The sequence below is a fragment of the Burkholderia sp. ZZQ-2 genome, from assembly GCF_050768715.1.
Lineage (GTDB): Bacteria > Pseudomonadota > Gammaproteobacteria > Burkholderiales > Burkholderiaceae > Burkholderia > Burkholderia cepacia.
This window is the reverse complement of record NZ_LDVA01000115.1, coordinates 22,430-41,105: the sequence shown is the minus strand read 5'-3', so window position 1 is coordinate 41,105 and position 18,676 is coordinate 22,430. Positions and strand designations below refer to the sequence as shown.

At 67.4% G+C, this 18,676-nt stretch carries 23 protein-coding genes and 1 riboswitch; of the genes, 13 read left to right on the top strand and 10 right to left on the bottom strand.

The window, feature by feature from the left end; all coding sequences use genetic code 11:
- Positions 1–37: 37 nt before the first annotated feature.
- The 5 genes from tolA to ABY44_RS06650 all read right to left on the bottom strand — a co-directional run bounded on the left by tolA (position 38) and on the right by ABY44_RS06650 (position 3,691).
- The gene (gene tolA / locus ABY44_RS06670; protein ID WP_027788266.1) at positions 38–1,093 is read right to left on the bottom strand and encodes a cell envelope integrity protein TolA; all 1,056 of its coding nucleotides are present in this window, start codon (positions 1,091–1,093) and stop codon (positions 38–40) included.
- Positions 1,090–1,539, bottom strand: a complete 450-nt coding sequence (gene tolR / locus ABY44_RS06665; protein ID WP_011351075.1) for a protein TolR — start codon at positions 1,537–1,539, stop codon at positions 1,090–1,092. The genes tolA and tolR overlap by 4 nt, the downstream gene beginning before the upstream one ends.
- A gap of 10 nt (positions 1,540–1,549) precedes the next feature.
- Positions 1,550–2,227 (bottom strand): protein TolQ, encoded by a 678-nt coding sequence (gene tolQ, locus ABY44_RS06660; RefSeq protein WP_021157170.1) that lies wholly within the window; start codon positions 2,225–2,227, stop codon positions 1,550–1,552.
- A 130-nt stretch (positions 2,228–2,357) separates the two neighbouring features.
- Complete coding sequence (ybgC, locus tag ABY44_RS06655; protein ID WP_027788265.1) at positions 2,358–2,843, bottom strand: tol-pal system-associated acyl-CoA thioesterase; 486 nt, start codon at positions 2,841–2,843, stop codon at positions 2,358–2,360.
- 101 nt (positions 2,844–2,944) lie between these two features.
- Positions 2,945–3,691, bottom strand: a complete 747-nt coding sequence (locus ABY44_RS06650; RefSeq protein WP_027788264.1) for an SDR family NAD(P)-dependent oxidoreductase — start codon at positions 3,689–3,691, stop codon at positions 2,945–2,947.
- 180 nt (positions 3,692–3,871) lie between these two features.
- Positions 3,872–3,972: riboswitch (ZMP/ZTP riboswitch) on the top strand.
- 137 nt (positions 3,973–4,109) lie between these two features.
- Between ABY44_RS06650 and glyA the strand changes: the two genes are divergently transcribed.
- From glyA to ABY44_RS06615, 7 genes are all read left to right on the top strand, one after another.
- Positions 4,110–5,357 carry a serine hydroxymethyltransferase gene (gene glyA / locus ABY44_RS06645; protein ID WP_021157166.1) on the top strand — a complete coding sequence of 416 codons (1,248 nt, stop codon included), beginning with the start codon at positions 4,110–4,112 and terminating at the stop codon, positions 5,355–5,357.
- 6 nt (positions 5,358–5,363) lie between these two features.
- The gene (nrdR, locus tag ABY44_RS06640) at positions 5,364–5,843 is read left to right on the top strand and encodes a transcriptional regulator NrdR (protein WP_006476792.1); all 480 of its coding nucleotides are present in this window, start codon (positions 5,364–5,366) and stop codon (positions 5,841–5,843) included.
- Positions 5,844–5,996: 153 nt separating this feature from the next.
- Positions 5,997–6,560 (top strand): GspH/FimT family pseudopilin, encoded by a 564-nt coding sequence (locus ABY44_RS06635; protein ID WP_431640984.1) that lies wholly within the window; start codon positions 5,997–5,999, stop codon positions 6,558–6,560.
- A gap of 20 nt (positions 6,561–6,580) precedes the next feature.
- Entirely contained in the window at positions 6,581–6,970 is a 390-nt protein-coding gene (locus ABY44_RS06630) for a hypothetical protein (protein WP_431640983.1), read from the top strand.
- On the top strand, positions 6,960–7,793 hold the full coding sequence (locus ABY44_RS06625) for a PilW family protein (protein ID WP_431640982.1): 834 nt from the start codon (positions 6,960–6,962) through the stop codon (positions 7,791–7,793). The genes ABY44_RS06630 and ABY44_RS06625 overlap by 11 nt, the downstream gene beginning before the upstream one ends.
- Positions 7,794–7,996: 203 nt before the next feature.
- A complete protein-coding gene (locus tag ABY44_RS06620; RefSeq protein WP_431641027.1) occupies positions 7,997–8,458 on the top strand; it encodes a hypothetical protein in 462 nt (153 codons plus the stop codon).
- A 14-nt stretch (positions 8,459–8,472) separates the two neighbouring features.
- Positions 8,473–8,901: a type IV pilin protein gene (locus tag ABY44_RS06615; RefSeq protein WP_431640981.1), complete on the top strand. Its 429-nt coding sequence runs from the start codon at positions 8,473–8,475 to the stop codon at positions 8,899–8,901.
- A gap of 54 nt (positions 8,902–8,955) precedes the next feature.
- On the opposite strand, the gene ABY44_RS06610 is transcribed toward ABY44_RS06615, so the two are convergent.
- The 3 genes from ABY44_RS06610 to ABY44_RS06600 all read right to left on the bottom strand — a co-directional run bounded on the left by ABY44_RS06610 (position 8,956) and on the right by ABY44_RS06600 (position 10,258).
- Entirely contained in the window at positions 8,956–9,399 is a 444-nt protein-coding gene (locus ABY44_RS06610) for a DUF3318 domain-containing protein (protein ID WP_027788257.1), read from the bottom strand.
- Positions 9,400–9,442: 43 nt separating this feature from the next.
- Positions 9,443–9,832, bottom strand: coding sequence for a phage holin family protein (locus ABY44_RS06605; RefSeq protein ID WP_060084030.1), 390 nt, complete (start codon positions 9,830–9,832; stop codon positions 9,443–9,445).
- Between the two features lie 123 nt (positions 9,833–9,955).
- Positions 9,956–10,258: a DUF883 family protein gene (locus ABY44_RS06600; RefSeq protein ID WP_006494044.1), complete on the bottom strand. Its 303-nt coding sequence runs from the start codon at positions 10,256–10,258 to the stop codon at positions 9,956–9,958.
- A gap of 318 nt (positions 10,259–10,576) precedes the next feature.
- On the opposite strand from ABY44_RS06600, the gene ABY44_RS06595 reads away from it, so the two are divergent.
- A complete protein-coding gene (locus tag ABY44_RS06595) occupies positions 10,577–11,215 on the top strand; it encodes a peroxiredoxin (RefSeq protein ID WP_021157158.1) in 639 nt (212 codons plus the stop codon).
- A gap of 149 nt (positions 11,216–11,364) precedes the next feature.
- Here ABY44_RS06595 and ABY44_RS06590 read toward each other — a convergent pair whose 3' ends face one another.
- Positions 11,365–12,552, bottom strand: a complete 1,188-nt coding sequence (locus tag ABY44_RS06590; RefSeq protein ID WP_021157157.1) for an acyl-CoA dehydrogenase — start codon at positions 12,550–12,552, stop codon at positions 11,365–11,367.
- A 164-nt stretch (positions 12,553–12,716) separates the two neighbouring features.
- Between ABY44_RS06590 and ABY44_RS06585 the strand changes: the two genes are divergently transcribed.
- Both ABY44_RS06585 and ABY44_RS06580 read left to right on the top strand, forming a co-directional pair.
- Complete coding sequence (locus ABY44_RS06585; RefSeq protein WP_027788256.1) at positions 12,717–13,508, top strand: IclR family transcriptional regulator; 792 nt, start codon at positions 12,717–12,719, stop codon at positions 13,506–13,508.
- Between the two features lie 155 nt (positions 13,509–13,663).
- On the top strand, positions 13,664–14,074 hold the full coding sequence (locus tag ABY44_RS06580) for a GFA family protein (protein WP_431640980.1): 411 nt from the start codon (positions 13,664–13,666) through the stop codon (positions 14,072–14,074).
- 145 nt (positions 14,075–14,219) lie between these two features.
- Here the strand turns inward: ABY44_RS06580 and ABY44_RS06575 are convergent, their stop codons facing one another.
- The gene (locus tag ABY44_RS06575) at positions 14,220–15,023 is read right to left on the bottom strand and encodes an EAL domain-containing protein (RefSeq protein ID WP_060084028.1); all 804 of its coding nucleotides are present in this window, start codon (positions 15,021–15,023) and stop codon (positions 14,220–14,222) included.
- A 373-nt stretch (positions 15,024–15,396) separates the two neighbouring features.
- On the opposite strand from ABY44_RS06575, the gene ABY44_RS06570 reads away from it, so the two are divergent.
- From ABY44_RS06570 to ABY44_RS06560, 3 genes are read left to right on the top strand one after another with little or no spacing between them, the layout of a single operon-like run.
- Positions 15,397–17,049, top strand: coding sequence for an FAD-dependent oxidoreductase (locus tag ABY44_RS06570; protein WP_431640979.1), 1,653 nt, complete (start codon positions 15,397–15,399; stop codon positions 17,047–17,049).
- A 28-nt stretch (positions 17,050–17,077) separates the two neighbouring features.
- Positions 17,078–17,308 (top strand): DUF2783 domain-containing protein, encoded by a 231-nt coding sequence (locus ABY44_RS06565; protein WP_021157152.1) that lies wholly within the window; start codon positions 17,078–17,080, stop codon positions 17,306–17,308.
- Positions 17,305–18,666, top strand: coding sequence for an MFS transporter (locus ABY44_RS06560; RefSeq protein ID WP_060084026.1), 1,362 nt, complete (start codon positions 17,305–17,307; stop codon positions 18,664–18,666). Before ABY44_RS06565 ends, ABY44_RS06560 begins: the two co-directional genes overlap by 4 nt.
- Positions 18,667–18,676: the final 10 nt, after the last annotated feature.

The window sequence follows — 18,676 nt, the reverse complement described above, 5'->3', positions numbered from 1 at the left end:
TCCGACAGCGACGCCCGGAGTGTAAGCGCATTTCGTTTCACTCCGCCGCCTTGAAGGTAATCGTAATGTCCGACGGGGTACGACCGTTAGAATCGGGCGGCAACGGGACCGATGCGTGGATCGCATTGACCACGGCTTGATCCCACCCCGAATTCCCGCTGGAGCGGGAGACCGATGCGCTCAATACGTCACCGGACGGCGTGCACCGAATCTTGACGACGGTGGTCAGGCCTGCCCGCTCGCCGCCCCAAACGATGTTCGGCTTGACGCGGCGGCGCACCTTGTCGGCATAGCCGGGCGTCGCGGCATTGCCGCCGGAGCCCGTGCCGGTGCCGCTTTTCGCGAGGCCTTCGCCGCCGCCTTCACCGGCGCCGGACAGGCCCTGCATCTGCGCGAGGCGCGCGCTGCGCTCGCGGTCGAGCTTCGCGTTCGCCGCCGCATTGGCCTTCGCGCGTGCCGTGGCTTCGGCCTTCGCCTTGGCCTGGGCTTCCGCCTTTGCCTTCGCGGCCGCGTCGGCCTTCGCCTTCGCCGCCTGCTGCGCTTCGAGCTGCGCCTGCTTCTGCTGCTGGAGTTTCTGCTGTTCGAGTTTCTGCTGCTCGGCGAGCTGCTGTTGCTTGAGCTTGTCGGCCTGTTTCTGCCGGTCGCGTTCCGCGGCCTTTTGTGCGGCGAGTGCGGCTGCCTGCTGCGCGGCAAGCTGCGCGCGCCGGGCTTCCTCTTCCTGTTGCGCCTTCAACTGCTGTGCGCGGCGCTGCTGCTCGAGCAGCGCTTCACGCGCGGCCGCTTCCTGCTGCCGCTTCTTCTGCTGCAGCGCGATGTCGGCCTGCTCGTCGCGCACGGGGGGGGCGGGCGGCGCGACCTTCACGGGCGGCGTGGGCGTGACGACGGGCCGCGGCGCGGGCACGTCGGGCACCTCGGTCCACAGCTCGGCTTCGGCGCCGGCCGGCGTGCTGTTCTGCCACTGCACGCCGTGATAGAGGAACAGCGCGAGCAGCACGTGCATCAGCGCGGCGAGCGCGAATGCGCGCCAGGTACCGCGCTCGCGGGGAGGCTGAGGCGGGTAGGCGGAGCTGCGCGTGGATTGCTGCCGGTTCATTGCGATTTGACGAGGAGGCCGACGCGCTTGACGCCGCGCGCCTTCAGATCGGACATCACGGTCATGACCGCATCGTACTGCACGGTCTTGTCGGCCGCGATCACGACCGGCTGGTCGGGATGATCGGCCTGCCGGGCCACGATGAAGCTGTCGAGCTCGGCCTTCGTCATCGTGTCTTCCTGGGTCGCGCCCGAGTCGCCCTTGTACTTGACGCTCATCGTGCGATCGGCCTTGATGTTGACGACAACGGGCGGCGTCTGCTCCTGCGGCGCGGCGTTGCCGACGGTCGGCAGGTTGATGATCGACGGGGCGACGAGCGGTGCGGTGACCATGAAGATCACGAGCAGCACCAGCATCACGTCGATGTACGGCACGACGTTGATGTCGGCCATTGCACGGCGCGAGCGGCCGCCGCGCATGCTGGATCGGATGGGGCTTCCTGCCATGGCGCGCTCCTTACTGGGCCTGACGCTGCAGGATGTTCGAGAACTCTTCGATGAAGGTCTCGAAGCGGATCGCGAGGCGGTCGATGTCGTGCGCGTAGCGGTTGTACGCGACCACTGCCGGAATCGCGGCGAACAGGCCGATCGCGGTGGCGACGAGCGCCTCGGCGATGCCTGGCGCGACGTTCGCGAGCGTGGCCTGCTGCACGTTCGCGAGGCCGCGGAACGAATTCATGATCCCCCAGACCGTGCCGAACAGGCCGATGTACGGGCTGACCGAGCCGACCGACGCGAGGAACGCGAGGTTCGCTTCGAGCACGTCCATTTCACGCTGGAACGACGCGCGCATCGCGCGGCGTGCGCCGTCGAGCACGAGGCCCGGATCGCTGATGCGCTTTTCCTTCGCCTTCAGGAACTCGCGCATGCCCGATTCGAAGATCCGCTCGAGCGCGCCGATCGTGTGGCGGTTGTTGGCTGCGCTCTGGTACAGCGCCTGCAGGTCGCCGCCCGACCAGAAGTCCTTCTCGAAGCGTTCGGTCTGCGCACGTGCGCGGCGGATCGCGAACCACTTGCGGAAGATGAAGGTCCACGACATCAGCGACAGCAGCAGCAGCAGCCCCATCACGGCCTGGGCCAGCACGCTCGCGTTGAGGACGAGGGAAATGATCGACAGGTCTTGAGAAGTGTTCATAGAGGTTTGAGTAACGTCCCTTCGGGGCGCCCGGTATGCGTGCGGCGCGGCGCGCCGGCCATGCCTGGCGCCGAACCTTGCTTAGTATCGAATCAGAAAGGCAAGTTCATAGGCTGTGTCTAAACGGCGCTCATGCGAGCTTCGTTGACAGTGCAGTCTGTCCGTCGTCGATGACGGGCCCGCGTTCCAGCGCGTCGAGCACGGCCGGCGGGATCGCCGCGGGCCGGATGCCGGTACGGTCGACGCAACCGAGGCGGATGTGCCCGGCCACGAGCAGCGTGTCTCCACACCAGGCTTCCTGCGTGAACTCCACCGATGCGCGGCCGATGCGTCCGGGCCGGCTCGTGATCGCCAGGGTGTCGTCGAGTCGCGCCGGTGCGCGGTAGTCGAGCGACGTGCTGCGGACGACGAAGATCGCACCGGTCTCGTCGGCGAGCCGACGCTGGTCGATGCCGCATGCGCGCAGCCACTCGGTGCGGGCGCGTTCGAAGAACTTCAGGTAGTTGGCATAGAAGACGATGCCGCCTGCGTCGGTATCCTCGTAGTACACGCGCACCGGCCAGATGAAGCCGGAGGGCGCTTCCGGGGAGCGGGTAGGCTGGGTCATGGCGCGCATTCTACCGGAAGGCAGGAGCCTGATTCGTAACCGATTCGTAACGGAATGTAGTATGCGGCAGCACACTGCTGGCCGGCCCGAAGGGGCCGGCCAGCGGGGCTTCAGCCGCGGTGGACGGTCGGGCCGCCGGGTGCTTGCGCGATCGGCATCAGCTCGATCGTGTTGACGTTGACATGCGCCGGGCGCGTCGCGATCCAGTAGATCGTGTCGGCAATGTCCTCGGGCATGAGCGGCTGGACGTTGTTGTAGACGTTCGCCGCTTTTTCGTTGTCGCCGCGATAACGAACGTTCGAGAATTCGGTGCCGCCGCACAGGCCGGGCTCGACATCGGTGACGCGCAACGGCGTGCCGAGCAGGTCGGCGCGCAGGTTCAGGCTGAATTGTCTGACGAAAGCCTTGGTCGCCCCGTAGACGTTTCCGCCTGCATAGGGGTACGAACCCGCGACCGAGCCAAGATTGAAGATATGGCCGCGGCCGCGCTCGATCATGCCGGGCAGCAGCGCGTGCGTGACCGTGACGAGGCCCGTGCAGTTCGTGTCGATCATCGTGTGCCATTCGTCGAGGCTGGCCTTTTGGGCCGGCTCGACGCCGAGCGCGAGGCCGGCGTTGTTGACGAGCACGTCGATCGCCGCGAATTCGGCGGGAAGGGCGGCCGGTACGGCCTCGACGGCCGCGCGATCGCGTACGTCGAGCTCGAGCGGCAGAAGGGAATCGCCGAGTTCGGCGGCGAGCGCATCGAGACGATCCTTGCGACGCGCGGTCGCGACGACGCGGTGGCCTCCGTTGACAAAGGCACGGGCGATGGCGGCGCCGAAGCCGGCGGACGCGCCTGTGACGAACACGATCATTGCTGCTCCTGGTCGAAGACAAAATAGCGGGTGATATCCCGCAAGCCTACTGAGAATGCCGCACCGCGGCAAGGCGGCAAAGCGTTCCGGCACGGGCGCGTAGAGTCTGGCCCCAATTGCTCCGGGCGCACCGCCGTGCGGTTGCCTATTCATGACGCATCCAATACACTAACGCGCTCATCACCCCTGCGTGACTGGCGATAGAACCCTTCGGGTTCAAGGTGGAGCATCCCACCGTGAAGCGCGGGGCGCCGTTTTTGCCGTTCGCCTGGGCAGCCGTTGTGCGCCGTCGCGTGCATCGCCGGTGGCTGTCCTGCCTCGCGTCATACGGATTCCTCCGCCACGTCGAGCTGGTCCCGCCAGCAGCGCACCGTACTCGGCCACTTCGGTCAACCTGTACACACTTAACGGAAACCGTATGTTTGACAGAGCCCAAAGCACCATCGCGAACGTCGATCCCGAAATCTTTGCTGCGATCGAGCAGGAAAACCGCCGCCAGGAAGATCACATCGAGCTGATCGCGTCGGAAAACTACACGAGCCCGGCGGTGATGGCCGCGCAGGGTTCGCAGCTCACGAACAAGTACGCGGAAGGCTATCCGGGCAAGCGCTACTACGGCGGCTGCGAATACGTGGACGTGGTCGAGCAGCTGGCGATCGATCGCGTGAAGCAGCTGTTCGGCGCGGAAGCGGCGAACGTGCAGCCGAACTCGGGTTCGCAGGCGAACCAGGGCGTGTTCTTCGCGATGCTCAAGCCGGGCGACACGATCATGGGCATGAGCCTCGCGCACGGCGGCCACCTGACGCACGGTTCGCCGGTGAACATGTCGGGCAAGTGGTTCAACGTGGTGAGCTACGGCCTGAACGAGAACGAAGACATCGACTACGAAGCGGCCGAGAAGCTTGCGCAGGAACACAAGCCGAAGCTGATCGTCGCGGGCGCGTCGGCGTTCTCTCTGAAGATCGATTTCGAGCGTCTGGCGAAGATCGCGAAGTCGGTCGGTGCGTACCTGATGGTCGACATGGCGCACTACGCCGGCCTGATCGCGGCAGGCGTGTACCCGAACCCGGTGCCGCACGCGGACTTCGTGACGACGACGACGCACAAGAGCCTGCGCGGCCCGCGCGGCGGCGTGATCCTGATGAAGGCGGAGTACGAGAAGCCGATCAATTCGGCGATCTTCCCGGGGATCCAGGGCGGCCCGCTGATGCACGTGATCGCGGGCAAGGCGGTGGCGTTCAAGGAAGCCCTGTCGCCGGAATTCAAGGCGTACCAGGAGAAGGTGGTCGAGAACGCACGCGTGCTGGCTGAAACGCTGGTGAAGCGCGGCCTTCGCATCGTGTCGGGCCGCACCGAAAGCCACGTGATGCTGGTCGACCTGCGCGCGAAGAACATCACGGGCAAGGCAGCGGAAGCCGCGCTCGGCGCCGCGCACATCACGGTCAACAAGAACGCGATCCCGAACGATCCGGAAAAGCCGTTCGTGACGAGCGGCGTGCGCCTGGGCTCGCCGGCGATGACGACGCGCGGGTTCGGTCCGGCGGAAGCGGAACAGGTGGGCAACCTGATCGCTGACGTGCTGGACAACCCGGAAGATGCAGCGACGATCGAGCGCGTGCGCGCGCAGGTCGCCGAGCTGACCAAGCGTTTCCCGGTCTATCGCTGATCGACGATGCGCTGCCCGTTCTGCCGGCATGACGACACGCAGGTCGTGGACTCGCGCGTGTCCGAAGATGGCGCCGCGATCCGGCGGCGCCGTCGCTGCTCGGCTTGCGACAAGCGCTTCACGACGTACGAGCGGGTCGAGTTGTCCCTGCCGTTCGTCGTGAAGAAGGACGGCAGCCGCACGGAATTCGACCGTCGCAAGATCGTCGCCAGCATGCAACTCGCGCTGCGCAAGCGGCCGGTTGCTGCCGACGCGATCGACGCGGCGGTCGCCCGCATCGAGTATCAACTGCTCGCGACAGGCGAGCGCGAAGTGCGTAGCGAGAAGCTCGGCGAACTCGTGATGAACGAGTTGCGCGGCCTCGATACGATCGCTTATGTCCGCTTCGCATCGGTGTATCGCCGGTTCGAGGACGTTTCCGAATTTGCCGACGTGATCGAAGAGTTCCGTCGCGCCTCTCCCGCCAAGACTCCGCGTAAGCGCTGACGCGCTGCGTCCGTTCATCGTCTTCTCCGTTGAATCAGTTCGCGCCGATTGTGTCGGTCGCGATCGCATGCCGCCAGTCGGCCGTTCGGCAAATGGCGCGCGTCCGCACGCGTCGCTACAGTCGTCGCATCACCTTGGCGAAGGACGGCTGCGATGGGACTGCACGCTTTACCCCTGAAAAATGTGTTGCGCCGCTCGGGCGGGTTCACGCTCGTCGAGCTGATGGTCGCCCTCTCGCTGGCGGCCGGGCTCGCGCTCCATGCGGCGCCCGCGTTCGATCAGTGGCGCATGCGTGAACGTGTGGATGCACGCTCGCGCGCGCTGCTCGGCGCGCTGTCGTTTGCACGTACCGAGGCGATGCGCCTCGGCGTGCGTGTCACGCTGTGCAGGGCCGGGAGCGGCGGCGCCTGTTTGCGTGCGGGTGACCGGTGCGATCCGGCCGAGTGGTCGTGCGACTGGATCGTCAGCGGGCAGGTCGACGGGCAGTCACGCGTGCTGAGGCGCTATCCGCGCGATGCCGAAGTGGCCGTCGCGGGTGCGGCGCACGATCTCGCGTTTGCGCCGCCGGTCGGTCAGGCAATCGGTGGTATCCGGCGGTTCGAATTGAGTCCACGACGCGACATATCGGAGGCTGACGCCACACGTGCGTCGCGTTGCGTGCGGATTGCGGCAGGCGGCCGGGCGCGGGTTGTCGCCGGCCGCTGCGACGCGGCGTGAGTGTCATGATGCGCAACGCAATGCGCGGCACGTCGCTGCTCGAAGCGATGCTGGCCGTCGCGCTCCTCGCGGCCGTAATGCTGGCCGTGGCGGGCAGCCAGCTTGCGATGACGCGTGCGCAGCGCGCGACGATCTGGCGTGAACGCGCGCTGTGGCTGGCTGATGCGCGTATCGAGCGCTTGCACGTAGCCGCGCAGGCTGACGACGGCCTCGCGGAGCGGGCCGCAGCGTCGCTGCCCGGCGGCGCGATGATGCGTGGCGATGGGCCGGGTGGCGCCAGCTACGCGGTTGTCGGCTGGCGCGGCGGTCATTCGGCTACCGGGCCGCGATGCGATGCGACGGGCAGGCCGGCGCAGCCGCCTTCTTGCGTCCGGATTCCGTATCGGGAGACTGACGCCGATGAACGCTGATCGCCGCATGCGTGCGCATACGCTGCTTGAAGTATTGATTGCGATGACGGTCGGTCTGCTCGTGCTCGCGGCGGCCGTTGCGCTGCTCCACGCGCAGCGCATCGCCCAGCGGCGTGCGGACGACGGGTTCCGGATGCGCGATGCGGCCGGCACCGCACTGATGCTGATCGGCCAGCAGATCCAGATGGCAGGATTCCGGCCGCTCGATGCAGGGGGCGTGCCGTCGTTGCCGCCGGTGTTCGGCTGTTCGATGGCGCGTGTGAGGGGAAGTGGCGCGCAAGTACGGTGCGAGCCCGTGCGCGCTGCATCGGACGCGCTGCTGATCCGGTATGTCGGCGACGCCGTGTCGACGTGGCCCACCGTTAGCGGCCAGGTGCCGGATTGCCTCGGGCAGGGTATCGGCGGGGCCGGCGAACGTGCGCCGGTGGAGAACCGCTTCGATGTGCACGTTAGTCCGTCGACGGGCGAGCCCGAACTGTATTGCGAAGGAAACGGCCGTCCGGGCACGCCACAGCCGGTCGTGTCGGGAATCGATCAGTTGCGGGTGCGCTATCTTCGCCGCGGCGGCACGCAGTTCGTCGATGCCGATGCCATGCGCGTCGACGACTGGCACGAGGTCGTGGCCGTGCATGTCTGCGTGCGGGCGCGCGGTGAACCGTCGAGCGAGCCGGCGCGGCACGTCGACTGCGATGGCCGCACCGTCGTTGCACAAGACGGCCGCGCGCGCATGACGCTCGATCGCATCGTCGCATTGAGGAATGTCGCGGGCGCATTCGACGAAACGCCGCGCGATGCAACGGATGACCGCGAGGTGCTGCGATGAACGGAGCGGGGCGGCACGTGCCGCAGCGGTCGGCATGCGTCGCGGCAGGCAACCCGCACGAGCGTGTCGCGACAAGTGGTGAAGGCCTGCGGCGGGCTGCGGGTGCGGAGGCCCTGGCGTCGAGACGGCGAGCGTTGCACATGCGCTTGCGGTCAACTATCTGCGATCGGCGTCGCGAAGCGGGCCTTGCATTGCCTGCGGTGATCGCGGTTGGCGCGGCGGTTGCGGCGCTGACCGGCACGTGGTTCGAAGCTGCACTGACGGAATCGCGCCGCACGCGCGCGTTGTCCGATCGGCTGGTCGCATTTCACGCGGCCGATGCCGCGCTTGCCGCGTGCACCGCGCGATTGCGCCGGGGCTCGGCGCCCTACTTAAGCGAAGGCGAGTCGCACGCGGAGCCCGACGCGTGGCGGCGCACGCCGGCGCTGGCGGCGGCCGAAGCGTTCGCGCCGTTCGCAGGATGGCCGACGGTCGTGCAACCACCACGATGCCTGATCGAAGCGTGGCGCGGGGCCGGGCCGGCCGATGCCCGTGCGTACGTGGTCACCGCGCGCGGTGTCGGTGCGCATGCATCGAGCGCCGTCTGGCTGCAGCATCAGGTCGCGATCCGCGACGGACACATCGTCGCCTTGCGCTGGCGTCACGTCGCGACGGTGCTTCGATGAGCGGTCGCCCATCCATGCAACGCTCGGCGGGATTCACGCTGATCGAGCTGATGATCGTGCTCGCGATCGTCGCGGTGCTGGCCGGATGGGGCATCCCGTCGTATCGCGAGCATGTGGCGCGCGCTCATCGCGCATCGGCAGTCGCCGCGCTGTACCGGGCGGCCCAATATCTCGAAACACTGGACGGGGTGCCGCCTTCGGCGTTGCCCGCGGCACTCGCGCAAGCGCCGCCGGACGGGCGCGCGGTCTATCGTCTGGCGCTCCGGCGGCCGGACGGCGACGATTCGCCCGTGAGCTATGAGCTGGAAGCCATTCCGCTCGACACCGGCCCGATGCACGGCGATGCATGCGGCGCATTCACGCTGCGCTCGGACGGGACGAAGGGCAATGTCCGAAGTGATGCCGTCGACGAACCGGTCGCCGCGTGCTGGGGGGTGCGTTGAGTTCGAATGAAAGGCGCGCCACGGCGGATGGCCGGGCGCGCAGGATGGCGACGATCAGTCGTCGTGCGCGTCGAGCCCGCGCTCGTCGCGGGACGCCTTCCAGATCCGGTAGACCTCCCATGCAGCGAAACCGAGGGTGCCCCACTTCAGCGCGGGCCCCGCGCTCGCGCGCAGCAGCGAGCGAACGGGTTTGGCGAGCACGAGCGATGCGAGCGAACTCAGCATCGGATACTGGTTGACGAGCTGGCCGAGGCTCGCGTTCAGGTTCTTGGCGGACTGGCTGAACTTGTTGCTGGACAGGCCGGGGATGAACACCTTGAGCCAGCTGAAGCGCGTGACGGCCTGGCGCATTTCGCCGGCGGCTTCCGCGAGTTCGAGCCGCTCGACTTCGGATCGCAGGATCAGCAGTTCCTTGCGGAGCGCGCGATGCTGCGACGCGCTCCAGTTCGATCGCGACGAATGGGAGCGGGGGGAATTGCCCGTGACGTTCTGGCTCATGGCGCGTCGGCGAAGTAGGTGGGAGGGGTGAGCGCGACTGCGTTCACGGCTTGCCGCGGAACAGTTCGCGGTCTTTCTCGAGTTCGGCGAGCGTCGCCTCGAATACGGTCGGCGCGTCGCGCAGGCCCGAACGGGCTTTCAGTGCGCACGTGATCCCGCCTGCGGCATAGAGCGCGGTGATCGCCGCGAGCGACTGCCAGCGGTAGGTATCCCAGAACGCGATCGCGACGAGTACGGTCAGGCTGATGAGTGCCATCGTCGCGAGCATCATCGCGGCGAGCCCGAGGAACAGCACGCCCATCAGGCGCTCCTTCTCCTCGGCAAGCTCGATGCCCACCAGTTCGAGGCGCGTTTGCAAAAGCCCGATCGCGGAGCCGACGAGGCGGCGCAGCGGTCCTTGGCCGGACGGCTGCGAGGTGGTGTCTGTCGTCATGGGTGAGGCGCGTGCGCGTGCAGTGTGCAGCTAGGACAAAGCCGGCCGGCGGAAACCGCCGGCTGGCTTCGACGCCCGCAGGCCGCGTGAAGCGGCCCGCGGGACGGAACGACGCAGGGCGCGTTACTTGCGGTTGATCAGCAGGCCGATCAGCACGCCGACGCCGGCGGCGACGCCGATCGACGTCCACGGATGCTCGTGCACGTAATCGTCGGTCGCGCGTGCGGCCTTCTTGCCTTTCTCGACCACGACGACCTGGACGTCGGCTGCCTTTTCCTTGGCCTGCTTCAGGCGCGACATGGCTTTCTCGCGCAGCTCGGCCGCACGGTCGCCCGTGCTGCTCGCAGCTTGCTTGAGCAGGTCTTCGGCGTCCGAGAGAACGGTTTTGATATCCGACATCAGTTTCTCCTTGTTGATTTCCGACATTGCAACTCCCTTCATGCTGTCATGCTGCAGGTTCACATCGTAGCGAAACGCCTGCCTGCTGGCGAGCCGGGAAGACACACGACGGCAGCGCAAGACCGCATGGTAAACGACTTGTAATGATCAACAGAGCGGCAAACGGGGTGAAAAGTTTCCCGCAGGGCTGCCCGCGCTGCACCGACACCGGGCAAAAATGACAAAAAAGTATGAATATCAAACGGAATAATCGTTCGCATGCCCCATTGCTTCCCGTAAGCTGACACACTTTCCCGCGCCGACCCGGGCGCGGTTTCAACCAGCATCGTTCGAGGAGGGAACATCATGAGTCTGCGTCTTGGCGACATCGCACCGGATTTCGAGCAGGAATCGAGCCTGGGCCCGATCAAGTTTCACGAGTGGCTGGGTGACGGCTGGGGTGTCCTGTTCTCCCATCCGGCCGACTACACGCCGGTATGCACGACCGAACTCGGGCTGACCTCGAAGCTGAAGGGCGAATTCGAGAAGCGCAACGTGAAGGTGATCGCGCTGTCGGTCGACGGTGTCGAATCGCACAAGGGCTGGATCAACGACATCAACGAAACGCAGTCGACGGTCGTCGGCTTCCCGATCATCGCCGATGCGGACCGCAAGGTTTCGCAGCTGTACGACATGATCCACCCGAACGCGAACGAAACGCTGACGGTGCGTTCGCTGTTCGTGATCGACCCGAACAAGAAGGTGCGGCTCATCATCACGTATCCGGCCAGCACGGGGCGCAACTTCGACGAAGTGCTGCGCGTGATCGACTCGCTGCAACTGACCGACAACTACAAGGTCGCGACGCCCGGCAACTGGAAGGATGGCGACGACGTCGTGATCGTGCCGTCGCTGCAGGATCCGGAAGAGCTGAAGAAGCGCTTCCCGAAGGGCTTCAAAGCAGTGCGTCCGTATCTGCGCCTCACGCCGCAGCCGAACAAGTAAGCATCTGCGGCACGTGAACGCGTACCGGGCCGCCGGCCCGGAGCGCGGATCCGATGAAAAACGGCCCGCCCGGCAGTGATGCCGGGCGGGCCGTGTCGTTCATGCGTGCGCGGCGCGGCATGGCTGCCGGGCGCGCCGTAGCCGGACGATCAGAAGAACGCCTGGATGCCCGTCTGCGCACGGCCGAGGATCAGCGCGTGGATGTCGTGCGTGCCTTCGTACGTGTTGACCACTTCGAGGTTCACGAGGTGGCGCGCGACGCCGAATTCGTCGGAGATGCCGTTGCCGCCGAGCATGTCGCGCGCGAGCCGGGCGATGTCGAGCGCCTTGCCGCACGAGTTGCGCTTCATGATCGACGTGATTTCGACGGCCGCCGTGCCTTCGTCCTTCATCCGGCCGAGGCGCAGCACGCCTTGCAGGCCGAGCGTGATTTCGGTCTGCATGTCCGCGAGCTTCTTCTGGATCAGCTGGTTCGCGGCGAGCGGGCGGCCGAACTGCTGGCGGTCGAGCACGTACTGGCGCGCGGTGTGCCAGCACGATTCGGCGGCGCCCAGCGCGCCCCACGCGATCCCGTAGCGGGCCGAGTTCAGGCACGTGAACGGGCCGCGCAGGCCGCTCACGTTCGGCATCAGGTTCTCTTCCGGTACGAACACCTCGTCGAGGACGATTTCGCCGGTGATCGATGCGCGCAGCCCGACCTTGCCGTGGATCGCGGGCGCCGACAGGCCCTTCCAGCCCTTCTCGAGGATGAAGCCGCGGATCGCGTCCTTGCCGTTCTCCTCGAGCTTCGCCCACACGACGAACACGTCGGCGATCGGCGAGTTCGTGATCCACATCTTCGCGCCGGACAGCGAGTAGCCGCCGGGCACCTTCTTCGCGCGGGTGACCATGCTGCCCGGGTCGGAGCCATGGTTCGGCTCGGTCAGCCCGAAGCAGCCGATCCATTCACCGGTCGCGAGTTTCGGCAGGTATTTCTGCTTCTGCGCGTCGGAGCCGAATTCGTAAATCGGCACCATCACGAGCGACGACTGGACGGACATCATGGACCGGTAGCCCGAATCGACGCGTTCGACTTCGCGCGCGATCAGTCCGTAGCTCACGTAATTGAGGCCGGGGCCGCCGTATTCCTCGGGAATCGTCGGGCCGAGCAGGCCGACTTCGCCCATCTCGCGGAAGATTTCGGCGTCGGTGCGCTCGTGGCGGAACGCCTCGGTGACGCGCGGGGCGAGCTTGTCCTGCGCATACGCCTGCGCCGCGTCGCGCACCATCCGCTCTTCTTCGGTCAGTTGCTGGTCGAGCAGCAGCGGATCGTCCCAATGAAAAGTTGCAGCACTCATCGTCTCATCTCCTGTCGGGCAGAGTTGGCGCTTCAGCGCTTACTCTGGCCCCATGCTTAGCGGTCGGTCCGGTCTTCCAGCCGGGCCCCATGCCAAAAGTTCGCTTGACTGTAGTTCCGCTGTGCGGAACAATGTTTTGCAAATCGAACCCAGTGTAGCACCAGATGACACTTTCAACCATCGACGAAACCACGATTGACGAGCGCAAGTTCGTCGTCGCGCTCGCGCGCGGGCTCGACCTGCTGCGCGCATTCCGGCCCGGCGAGACGATGCTCGGCAACCGCGACTTCGCGGAGCGCACCGGGCTGCCGAAGGCGACCGTGAACCGGCTCGCCTATACGCTGACTGTGCTCGGCTACCTGCGCTACGACGAGACGCTCGGAAAGTATGCGCTCGACGCCGGCGTGCTGTCGCTCGGCTACGCGCTGCTGTCCGGCTCGGGGACGCTCGACCTCGCGCGGCCGCACATGCAGGCGCTCGCGCGCGACATCGGCGCGGCCGTGTCGCTCGGCTGCCGCGACGGGCTCGACATGATCTATCTGGAGACGATCCGCAGCGAGACCGCGCTGACGCTCGGGCTCGCGCCCGGCTCGCGGCTGTCGATGCTGACGAGCTCGATGGGGCGCGCGTACCTGGCCGTGCAGCCGGAGGACGTGCGCCGCGCGCTCTATGCGGAGCTGCACCGCGCGGCCGGCGGCGCGGCCGACGCCGATGCGCTCGTCGCCGCCGCGCAGCACGCGGTGGCCGAGTTCTCGGCGGGCGGTTGCTGTTATTCGTTCCGGGCGTGGCACATGGACGTCAACGCGGCGGCCGTGCCGTTTCGCGAGCCGCGCGAGGGGCGCTGGCTGATCCTGAGCTGCAGCGGCCCCGCATCGTCGATGGACGAGGAGGTGTTTCGCACGCAGGTCGGGCCGAAGCTGAAGGCGCTCGCGCAGCGGCTCGGGCAGACGGCCTGAGAAATGCGGCGCGCGTTGCCCTCGCACCGCAACCGTGTCGTTGCCGGTAAAGGTGAGGGGGATGGTGACGGCGGGCTGCGGCTGCCGCCGTCTCTTGTGCCGCGCTCGAACCGCGCTCATCATCGTTTGCCAGCTTCCCGACGACGAGGTCTGCGATGTCTCACCCGGAATCCATGGAAGGCGGATGCGCGTGCGGCGCGATCCGCTACCGTATCGCCCAGGTCTCGACCGACGCCGGCTTCTGCCACTGCCGGCTCTGCCAGCGCACGACCGGTGCGGCGGTCGTCGCATCGGCATCGGTGCCGATCGACGCGTTCGAATACCTGCAGGGCGAACCGACCGTCTACGCGTCGAGCGCGTGGGGCGAGCGGCGCTTCTGCGGCCGTTGCGGCGCGCAGCTCGAATACCGGCTGATCGACGCGCCGAAAACGGTCGAGATCAATTACGCCACGCTCGATGAGCCGTCGCGGCTACGGCCGGCCTGGCACGTCTGGTATGCGGATCGTTTCCCGGGCATCGAGATCGACGACGATCTGCCCAAGTACGACGATGGCGGAAGCGCGTAGGCGGTAACCGTCTGCCCTGACGGGCAGGCGTCGAGCCGCGGGTCGCGCCCGGCCACCCGATCGCTTCATCCTGCTTCAAGCGGCGCCACACCCCCGCCGCGCATCCGGCGCGCCGCTCCCCGCGTGCGCCGGCTACCTCATCCGTTCAGGCTGTCACGACCTTCGCGAACACCGGCCCCTGCATGAACCGCACGTCGTGCTGGCGCAGCAGCTCGCACTGCGTTTCGTCGACGACGCCGTCGAAGATCAGCGGAATCCGCACGCGCTGCGCATACGCGACGAGCGCCTTGACCATCCCGTCGCGCAACGCGATGCCCGCATCCATCTTGATGTAGTCGGGGCGCGCCATGTCCGATTCGACCGCGAGGATGCGGCCCGGGTCGGGCAGCTTGTCCGCCACCTTGAAGCCGTGATGCTGATAGCTGCGTGTCAGGTAGCCGAGGAAGGTCTTGTGCGCGACCGCGACCGCCGGCAGCTCGATCACGATCCGCTCGGCCGGCAGCCCGAAGCGCTGCAGCACCGACGAGAAATGCTTGCCGTGGTCGTACTTCACGCTCTTCAGCAGGCGTTCGTGCACGCGCAGGAACAACAGCCCGTGGCGCTGGGCGCCGAAGAAATTGATCGCGTGCAGCGCGCGCGACAGGCGGTCGATCGCCACGAGCGTCTGGTCGTCGACGGCCGAGTCGACCGGATCGTGCGGCGCGCCCGTGACGACCGTCACGGCCTGGAAGCCGAGCTCGTCGCCATAGCGCTCGATGGCGTCGGCGAACGACGTCGATTGCGGTGCGCCCGGCATCGTCACGTCGTAGATCGGTTCGTAGGCGCTGCCGAGCGTGCGCTCGGGCAGGTTCGCGCTTGCGGTGCCGCCATCGGCGAGCGCGAGGTGATCCCGCAGGTACGGCAGTTGCCCGGCACGGGCGACCAGCTCGGGAATGGTGGGCGGAATCATCGGCGTAAGAAGGAAAAACGGCGGCCGAACGGGCCGCCTCGTAGCTTGATATTAGCAGTGCCGGCCAAGGTCGGCTCGGCGTTTCACTTATATGGTTATCCCGTCTCCGAGCCTTCGCCTAGGGTTTACGTTGATTTCACTATTCGTAATTGGTTTTACTATTCGTAAATCCAGAATTTGTCGCCGATCAAGAAATGCGGCAGGCGGGCGCCGCGAAACGGCGCCGTTCGCGAATCAACAGGAAGCAAGGAGCGAGACGTGGCGGTTGACAGGAATGGCACGCGGGACGGCGGCGCGGCGCGCCGGCAGGCGACGGGCGGGATGACGGGCGAGTCGGCGCCCGCCCGGCAGGGTTGAGGGGCGGACGGCGACCATGAGCATCGATTACCAGACGCTGAAGTTCGAATACCGTCCGCGTGCGCAGGACGCGACCGTTCACCCGGTGATCGTCGTCGGCGCGGGCCCGGTGGGTCTCGCGGCGGCGATCGACCTCGCGCAGCAGGGCGTGCCCGTCGTGCTGCTCGACGACGACGACACGCTCTCCACCGGCTCGCGCGCGATCTGCTTCGCGAAGCGCACGCTCGAGATCTTCGACCGGCTCGGCTGCGGCGAGCGCTTCGTCGACAAGGGCGTCAGCTGGCACGTCGGCAAGGTGTTCCTGCAGGACGAGCAGCTGTACGCATTCGACCTGCTGCCCGAGGAAGGGCATGCGCGCCCCGCGTTCATCAACCTGCAGCAGTACTACGTCGAAGGTTATCTGGCCGATCGCGCGTTCGAGCTGCCGAACATCGATATCCGCTGGAAGCACAAGGTGACGGGCATCGAGCAGGCGGCCGAGCACGCGGTGCTGACGATCGAGACGCCGGAAGGCACCGCGACGCTGCGCGCGCAGTACGTGATCGCGGCCGACGGCTCGCGCAGCCCGATGCGCACGATGATGGGCCTCGAAAGCCGCGGCCGCACGTTCAAGGACCGCTTCCTGATCGCCGACGTGAAAATGAAGGCGGAGTTTCCGACCGAGCGCTGGTTCTGGTTCGACCCGCCGTTCCACCCCAATCAGTCGGTGCTGCTGCATCGCCAGCCCGACAACGTGTGGCGCATCGACTTCCAGCTCGGCTGGGATGCCGATCCGGTCGCCGAGAAGCAGCCGGAGCGCGTGATCCCGCGCGTGCGCGCGCTGCTCGGGCCGGACGTCGAGTTCGAGCTCGAATGGGTGAGCGTCTATACGTTCCGCTGCCAGCGGATGGATACGTTCCGCCACGGCCGCGTGCTGTTCGCGGGCGACTCCGCGCACGGCGTGTCGCCGTTCGGCGCGCGCGGCGCGAACAGCGGCGTGCAGGACGCCGACAACCTCGCCTGGAAGCTGAAGCTCGTGCTCGACGGCCGTTCGGCCGACAGCCTGCTCGATACGTATGCGAGCGAGCGCGAGTTCGCCGCCGACGAGAACATCCGCAACTCGACGCGCTCGACGGACTTCATCACGCCGAAAAGCCCGGTGTCGCGCGTATTCCGCGACGCGACGCTGAAGCTCGCGCGCGACTGCGAGTTCGCGCGCAAGCTCGTGAACAGCGGCCGCCTGTCGGTGCCGGCGGTGCTGGCCGATTCGCCGCTGAACACGCCGGACCGCAATGGCGACGCGTTTGCGGGCTCGATGCGCCCGGGCGCGGCGGCAGCCGATGCGCCGGTGCGTGCGCAGGGCGCGTCGGGCTGGCTGCTGCAGCATCTGGGCAGCGGCTTCACCGGCGTGCTGTTCGGGCTGCCGGGCGATGCGGGCGCGCTCGCGCAGGCGCTCGACGGCCTCGCGCTGCCGGTGCGGCCCGTGCTCGTCGTGCCGGCCGGGCACGCGCAGCCGGTCGCGGGTGTCGACGTCGTGGAGGACGTCGACGGTTTCGCCGCGCAACGCTACGACGCGAAGCCCGGCACGTTCTACCTGCTGCGCCCCGACCAGCATGTCTGCGCCCGCATGCGCACGCTCGAGCGTCAGGCGCTTGCCGACGCACTGGCGCGCGCGACCTGCGCACGCTGAATACGATAAAGACACCGGAGACTCCGTCATGCCCTCACTCGACACCCGCCCGCGCCTGGCCGACCCGGACGCGTTCTACGAAGCGCTGATCGACATGCATCGCGACCTGTCCGACGCCGACAGCCAGCTCGTCAACGCGAAGCTGATCCTGCTGCTCGCGAACCAGATCGGCGACGCCGACGTGCTGCGCGAAGCGATGGCGCTCGCGCGCCAGGGCGTGACGCCGCCCGTGCATCCGGCCGCCGAGGTCGCGCAATGAGCGCGGCGCCGGCCGACGCACGCGTGCTCGAAGTCGAGCACGTGATCGACGAGACCCATCGCCCGGGCTTTCACTGGATGCTGCTCGTGCTGTGCGGGCTGTGCCTCGTGATCGACGGGTTTGATGCGCAGGCGATGGGCTACGTCGCCCCGAGCGTGATTGCCGAATGGGGCGTGCCGAAACAGGCGCTCGGGCCGGTGTTCAGCGCGAGCCTGTTCGGGATGCTGCTCGGCGCGCTCGGGCTGTCGGTGCTGGCCGACCGGATCGGGCGGCGCCCGGTGCTGATCGGTTCGACGCTGTTCTTCGCGGTGACGATGCTCGCGACGCCGTTCGCGGGTTCGATCCCGGTGCTGATGGCGCTGCGCTTCGTCACGGGCCTCGGCCTCGGCTGCATCATGCCGAACGCGATGGCGCTGGTCGGCGAGTTCAGCCCGGCCGCGCATCGCGTGAAGCGGATGATGATCGTGTCGTGCGGCTTCACGCTCGGCGCGGCGCTCGGCGGCTTCATCAGCGCCGCGCTGATTCCGGCGCTCGGCTGGCGCTCGGTGTTCTTCGTCGGCGGCGCGGTGCCGCTCGTGCTCACGATCGCGATGGTCGCGCGGCTGCCCGAGTCGCTGCAGTTCCTGGTGCTGAAAGGGCGCGTCGCGCAGGCGCGCGACTGGCTCGCAGGTTTCGCGCCGCAGGCCGGCATCGATGCGCACACGCGGCTCGTCGTGCGCGAGCGGGCCGCGACCGGCGCGCCGGTCGCCGAGCTGTTCAGCCATGGCCGCCTGCCGGTCACGCTGCTGCTGTGGGCGATCAGCTTCATGAACCTGATCGACCTGTATTTCCTGTCGAACTGGCTGCCGACGGTGATGCGCGATGCCGGTTATTCGCCGGGTACGGCCGTGATCGTCGGCACGGTGCTGCAGACCGGCGGCGTGATCGGCACGCTGTCGCTCGGCTGGTTCATCGAACGCTACGGCTTCGTACGCGTGCTGTTCGCCTGCTTTGCGTGCGCCGCGGTGTCGGTCGGGCTGATCGGCTCGGTCGCGCATGCGCTGCCGTGGCTGCTGGTGGTCGTGTTCGCGGGCGGGTTCTGCGTGGTCGGCGGGCAGCCGGCCGTGAACGCGCTCGCGGGCCAGTATTACCCGACGTCGCTGCGCTCGACGGGCATCGGCTGGAGCCTCGGCATCGGCCGGATCGGCTCGGTGCTCGGGCCGCTCGTCGGCGGGCAACTGATTGCGCTCAACTGGTCGAACGGCGCGCTGTTCCACGCGGCCGCGGTGCCCGTGCTGTGCTCGGCGCTGTTCGTCCTCGGGCTTGCGGGCGTAACGCGGCGCAACGGCGTGCAGGCGCCGACCGCCGCCACGAATTGAGGGAGAAAGG

Excerpts from the sequence above, each read along its gene's own strand:
- tolA (WP_027788266.1), bottom strand. The coding sequence starts at position 1,093 with ATGAACCGGCAGCAATCCACGCGCAGCTCCGCCTACCCGCCTCAGCCT.
- tolR (WP_011351075.1), bottom strand. The coding sequence starts at position 1,539 with ATGGCAGGAAGCCCCATCCGATCCAGCATGCGCGGCGGCCGCTCGCGC.
- tolQ (WP_021157170.1), bottom strand. The coding sequence starts at position 2,227 with ATGAACACTTCTCAAGACCTGTCGATCATTTCCCTCGTCCTCAACGCG.
- ybgC (WP_027788265.1), bottom strand. The coding sequence starts at position 2,843 with ATGCGCGCCATGACCCAGCCTACCCGCTCCCCGGAAGCGCCCTCCGGC.
- ABY44_RS06650 (WP_027788264.1), bottom strand. The coding sequence starts at position 3,691 with ATGATCGTGTTCGTCACAGGCGCGTCCGCCGGCTTCGGCGCCGCCATC.
- glyA (WP_021157166.1), top strand. The coding sequence starts at position 4,110 with ATGTTTGACAGAGCCCAAAGCACCATCGCGAACGTCGATCCCGAAATC.
- nrdR (WP_006476792.1), top strand. The coding sequence starts at position 5,364 with ATGCGCTGCCCGTTCTGCCGGCATGACGACACGCAGGTCGTGGACTCG.
- ABY44_RS06635 (WP_431640984.1), top strand. The coding sequence starts at position 5,997 with ATGGGACTGCACGCTTTACCCCTGAAAAATGTGTTGCGCCGCTCGGGC.
- ABY44_RS06630 (WP_431640983.1), top strand. The coding sequence starts at position 6,581 with ATGCGCGGCACGTCGCTGCTCGAAGCGATGCTGGCCGTCGCGCTCCTC.
- ABY44_RS06625 (WP_431640982.1), top strand. The coding sequence starts at position 6,960 with ATGAACGCTGATCGCCGCATGCGTGCGCATACGCTGCTTGAAGTATTG.
- ABY44_RS06615 (WP_431640981.1), top strand. The coding sequence starts at position 8,473 with ATGCAACGCTCGGCGGGATTCACGCTGATCGAGCTGATGATCGTGCTC.
- ABY44_RS06610 (WP_027788257.1), bottom strand. The coding sequence starts at position 9,399 with ATGAGCCAGAACGTCACGGGCAATTCCCCCCGCTCCCATTCGTCGCGA.
- ABY44_RS06605 (WP_060084030.1), bottom strand. The coding sequence starts at position 9,832 with ATGACGACAGACACCACCTCGCAGCCGTCCGGCCAAGGACCGCTGCGC.
- ABY44_RS06600 (WP_006494044.1), bottom strand. The coding sequence starts at position 10,258 with ATGTCGGAAATCAACAAGGAGAAACTGATGTCGGATATCAAAACCGTT.
- ABY44_RS06595 (WP_021157158.1), top strand. The coding sequence starts at position 10,577 with ATGAGTCTGCGTCTTGGCGACATCGCACCGGATTTCGAGCAGGAATCG.
- ABY44_RS06590 (WP_021157157.1), bottom strand. The coding sequence starts at position 12,552 with ATGAGTGCTGCAACTTTTCATTGGGACGATCCGCTGCTGCTCGACCAG.
- ABY44_RS06585 (WP_027788256.1), top strand. The coding sequence starts at position 12,717 with ATGACACTTTCAACCATCGACGAAACCACGATTGACGAGCGCAAGTTC.
- ABY44_RS06580 (WP_431640980.1), top strand. The coding sequence starts at position 13,664 with ATGTCTCACCCGGAATCCATGGAAGGCGGATGCGCGTGCGGCGCGATC.
- ABY44_RS06575 (WP_060084028.1), bottom strand. The coding sequence starts at position 15,023 with ATGATTCCGCCCACCATTCCCGAGCTGGTCGCCCGTGCCGGGCAACTG.
- ABY44_RS06570 (WP_431640979.1), top strand. The coding sequence starts at position 15,397 with ATGAGCATCGATTACCAGACGCTGAAGTTCGAATACCGTCCGCGTGCG.
- ABY44_RS06565 (WP_021157152.1), top strand. The coding sequence starts at position 17,078 with ATGCCCTCACTCGACACCCGCCCGCGCCTGGCCGACCCGGACGCGTTC.
- ABY44_RS06560 (WP_060084026.1), top strand. The coding sequence starts at position 17,305 with ATGAGCGCGGCGCCGGCCGACGCACGCGTGCTCGAAGTCGAGCACGTG.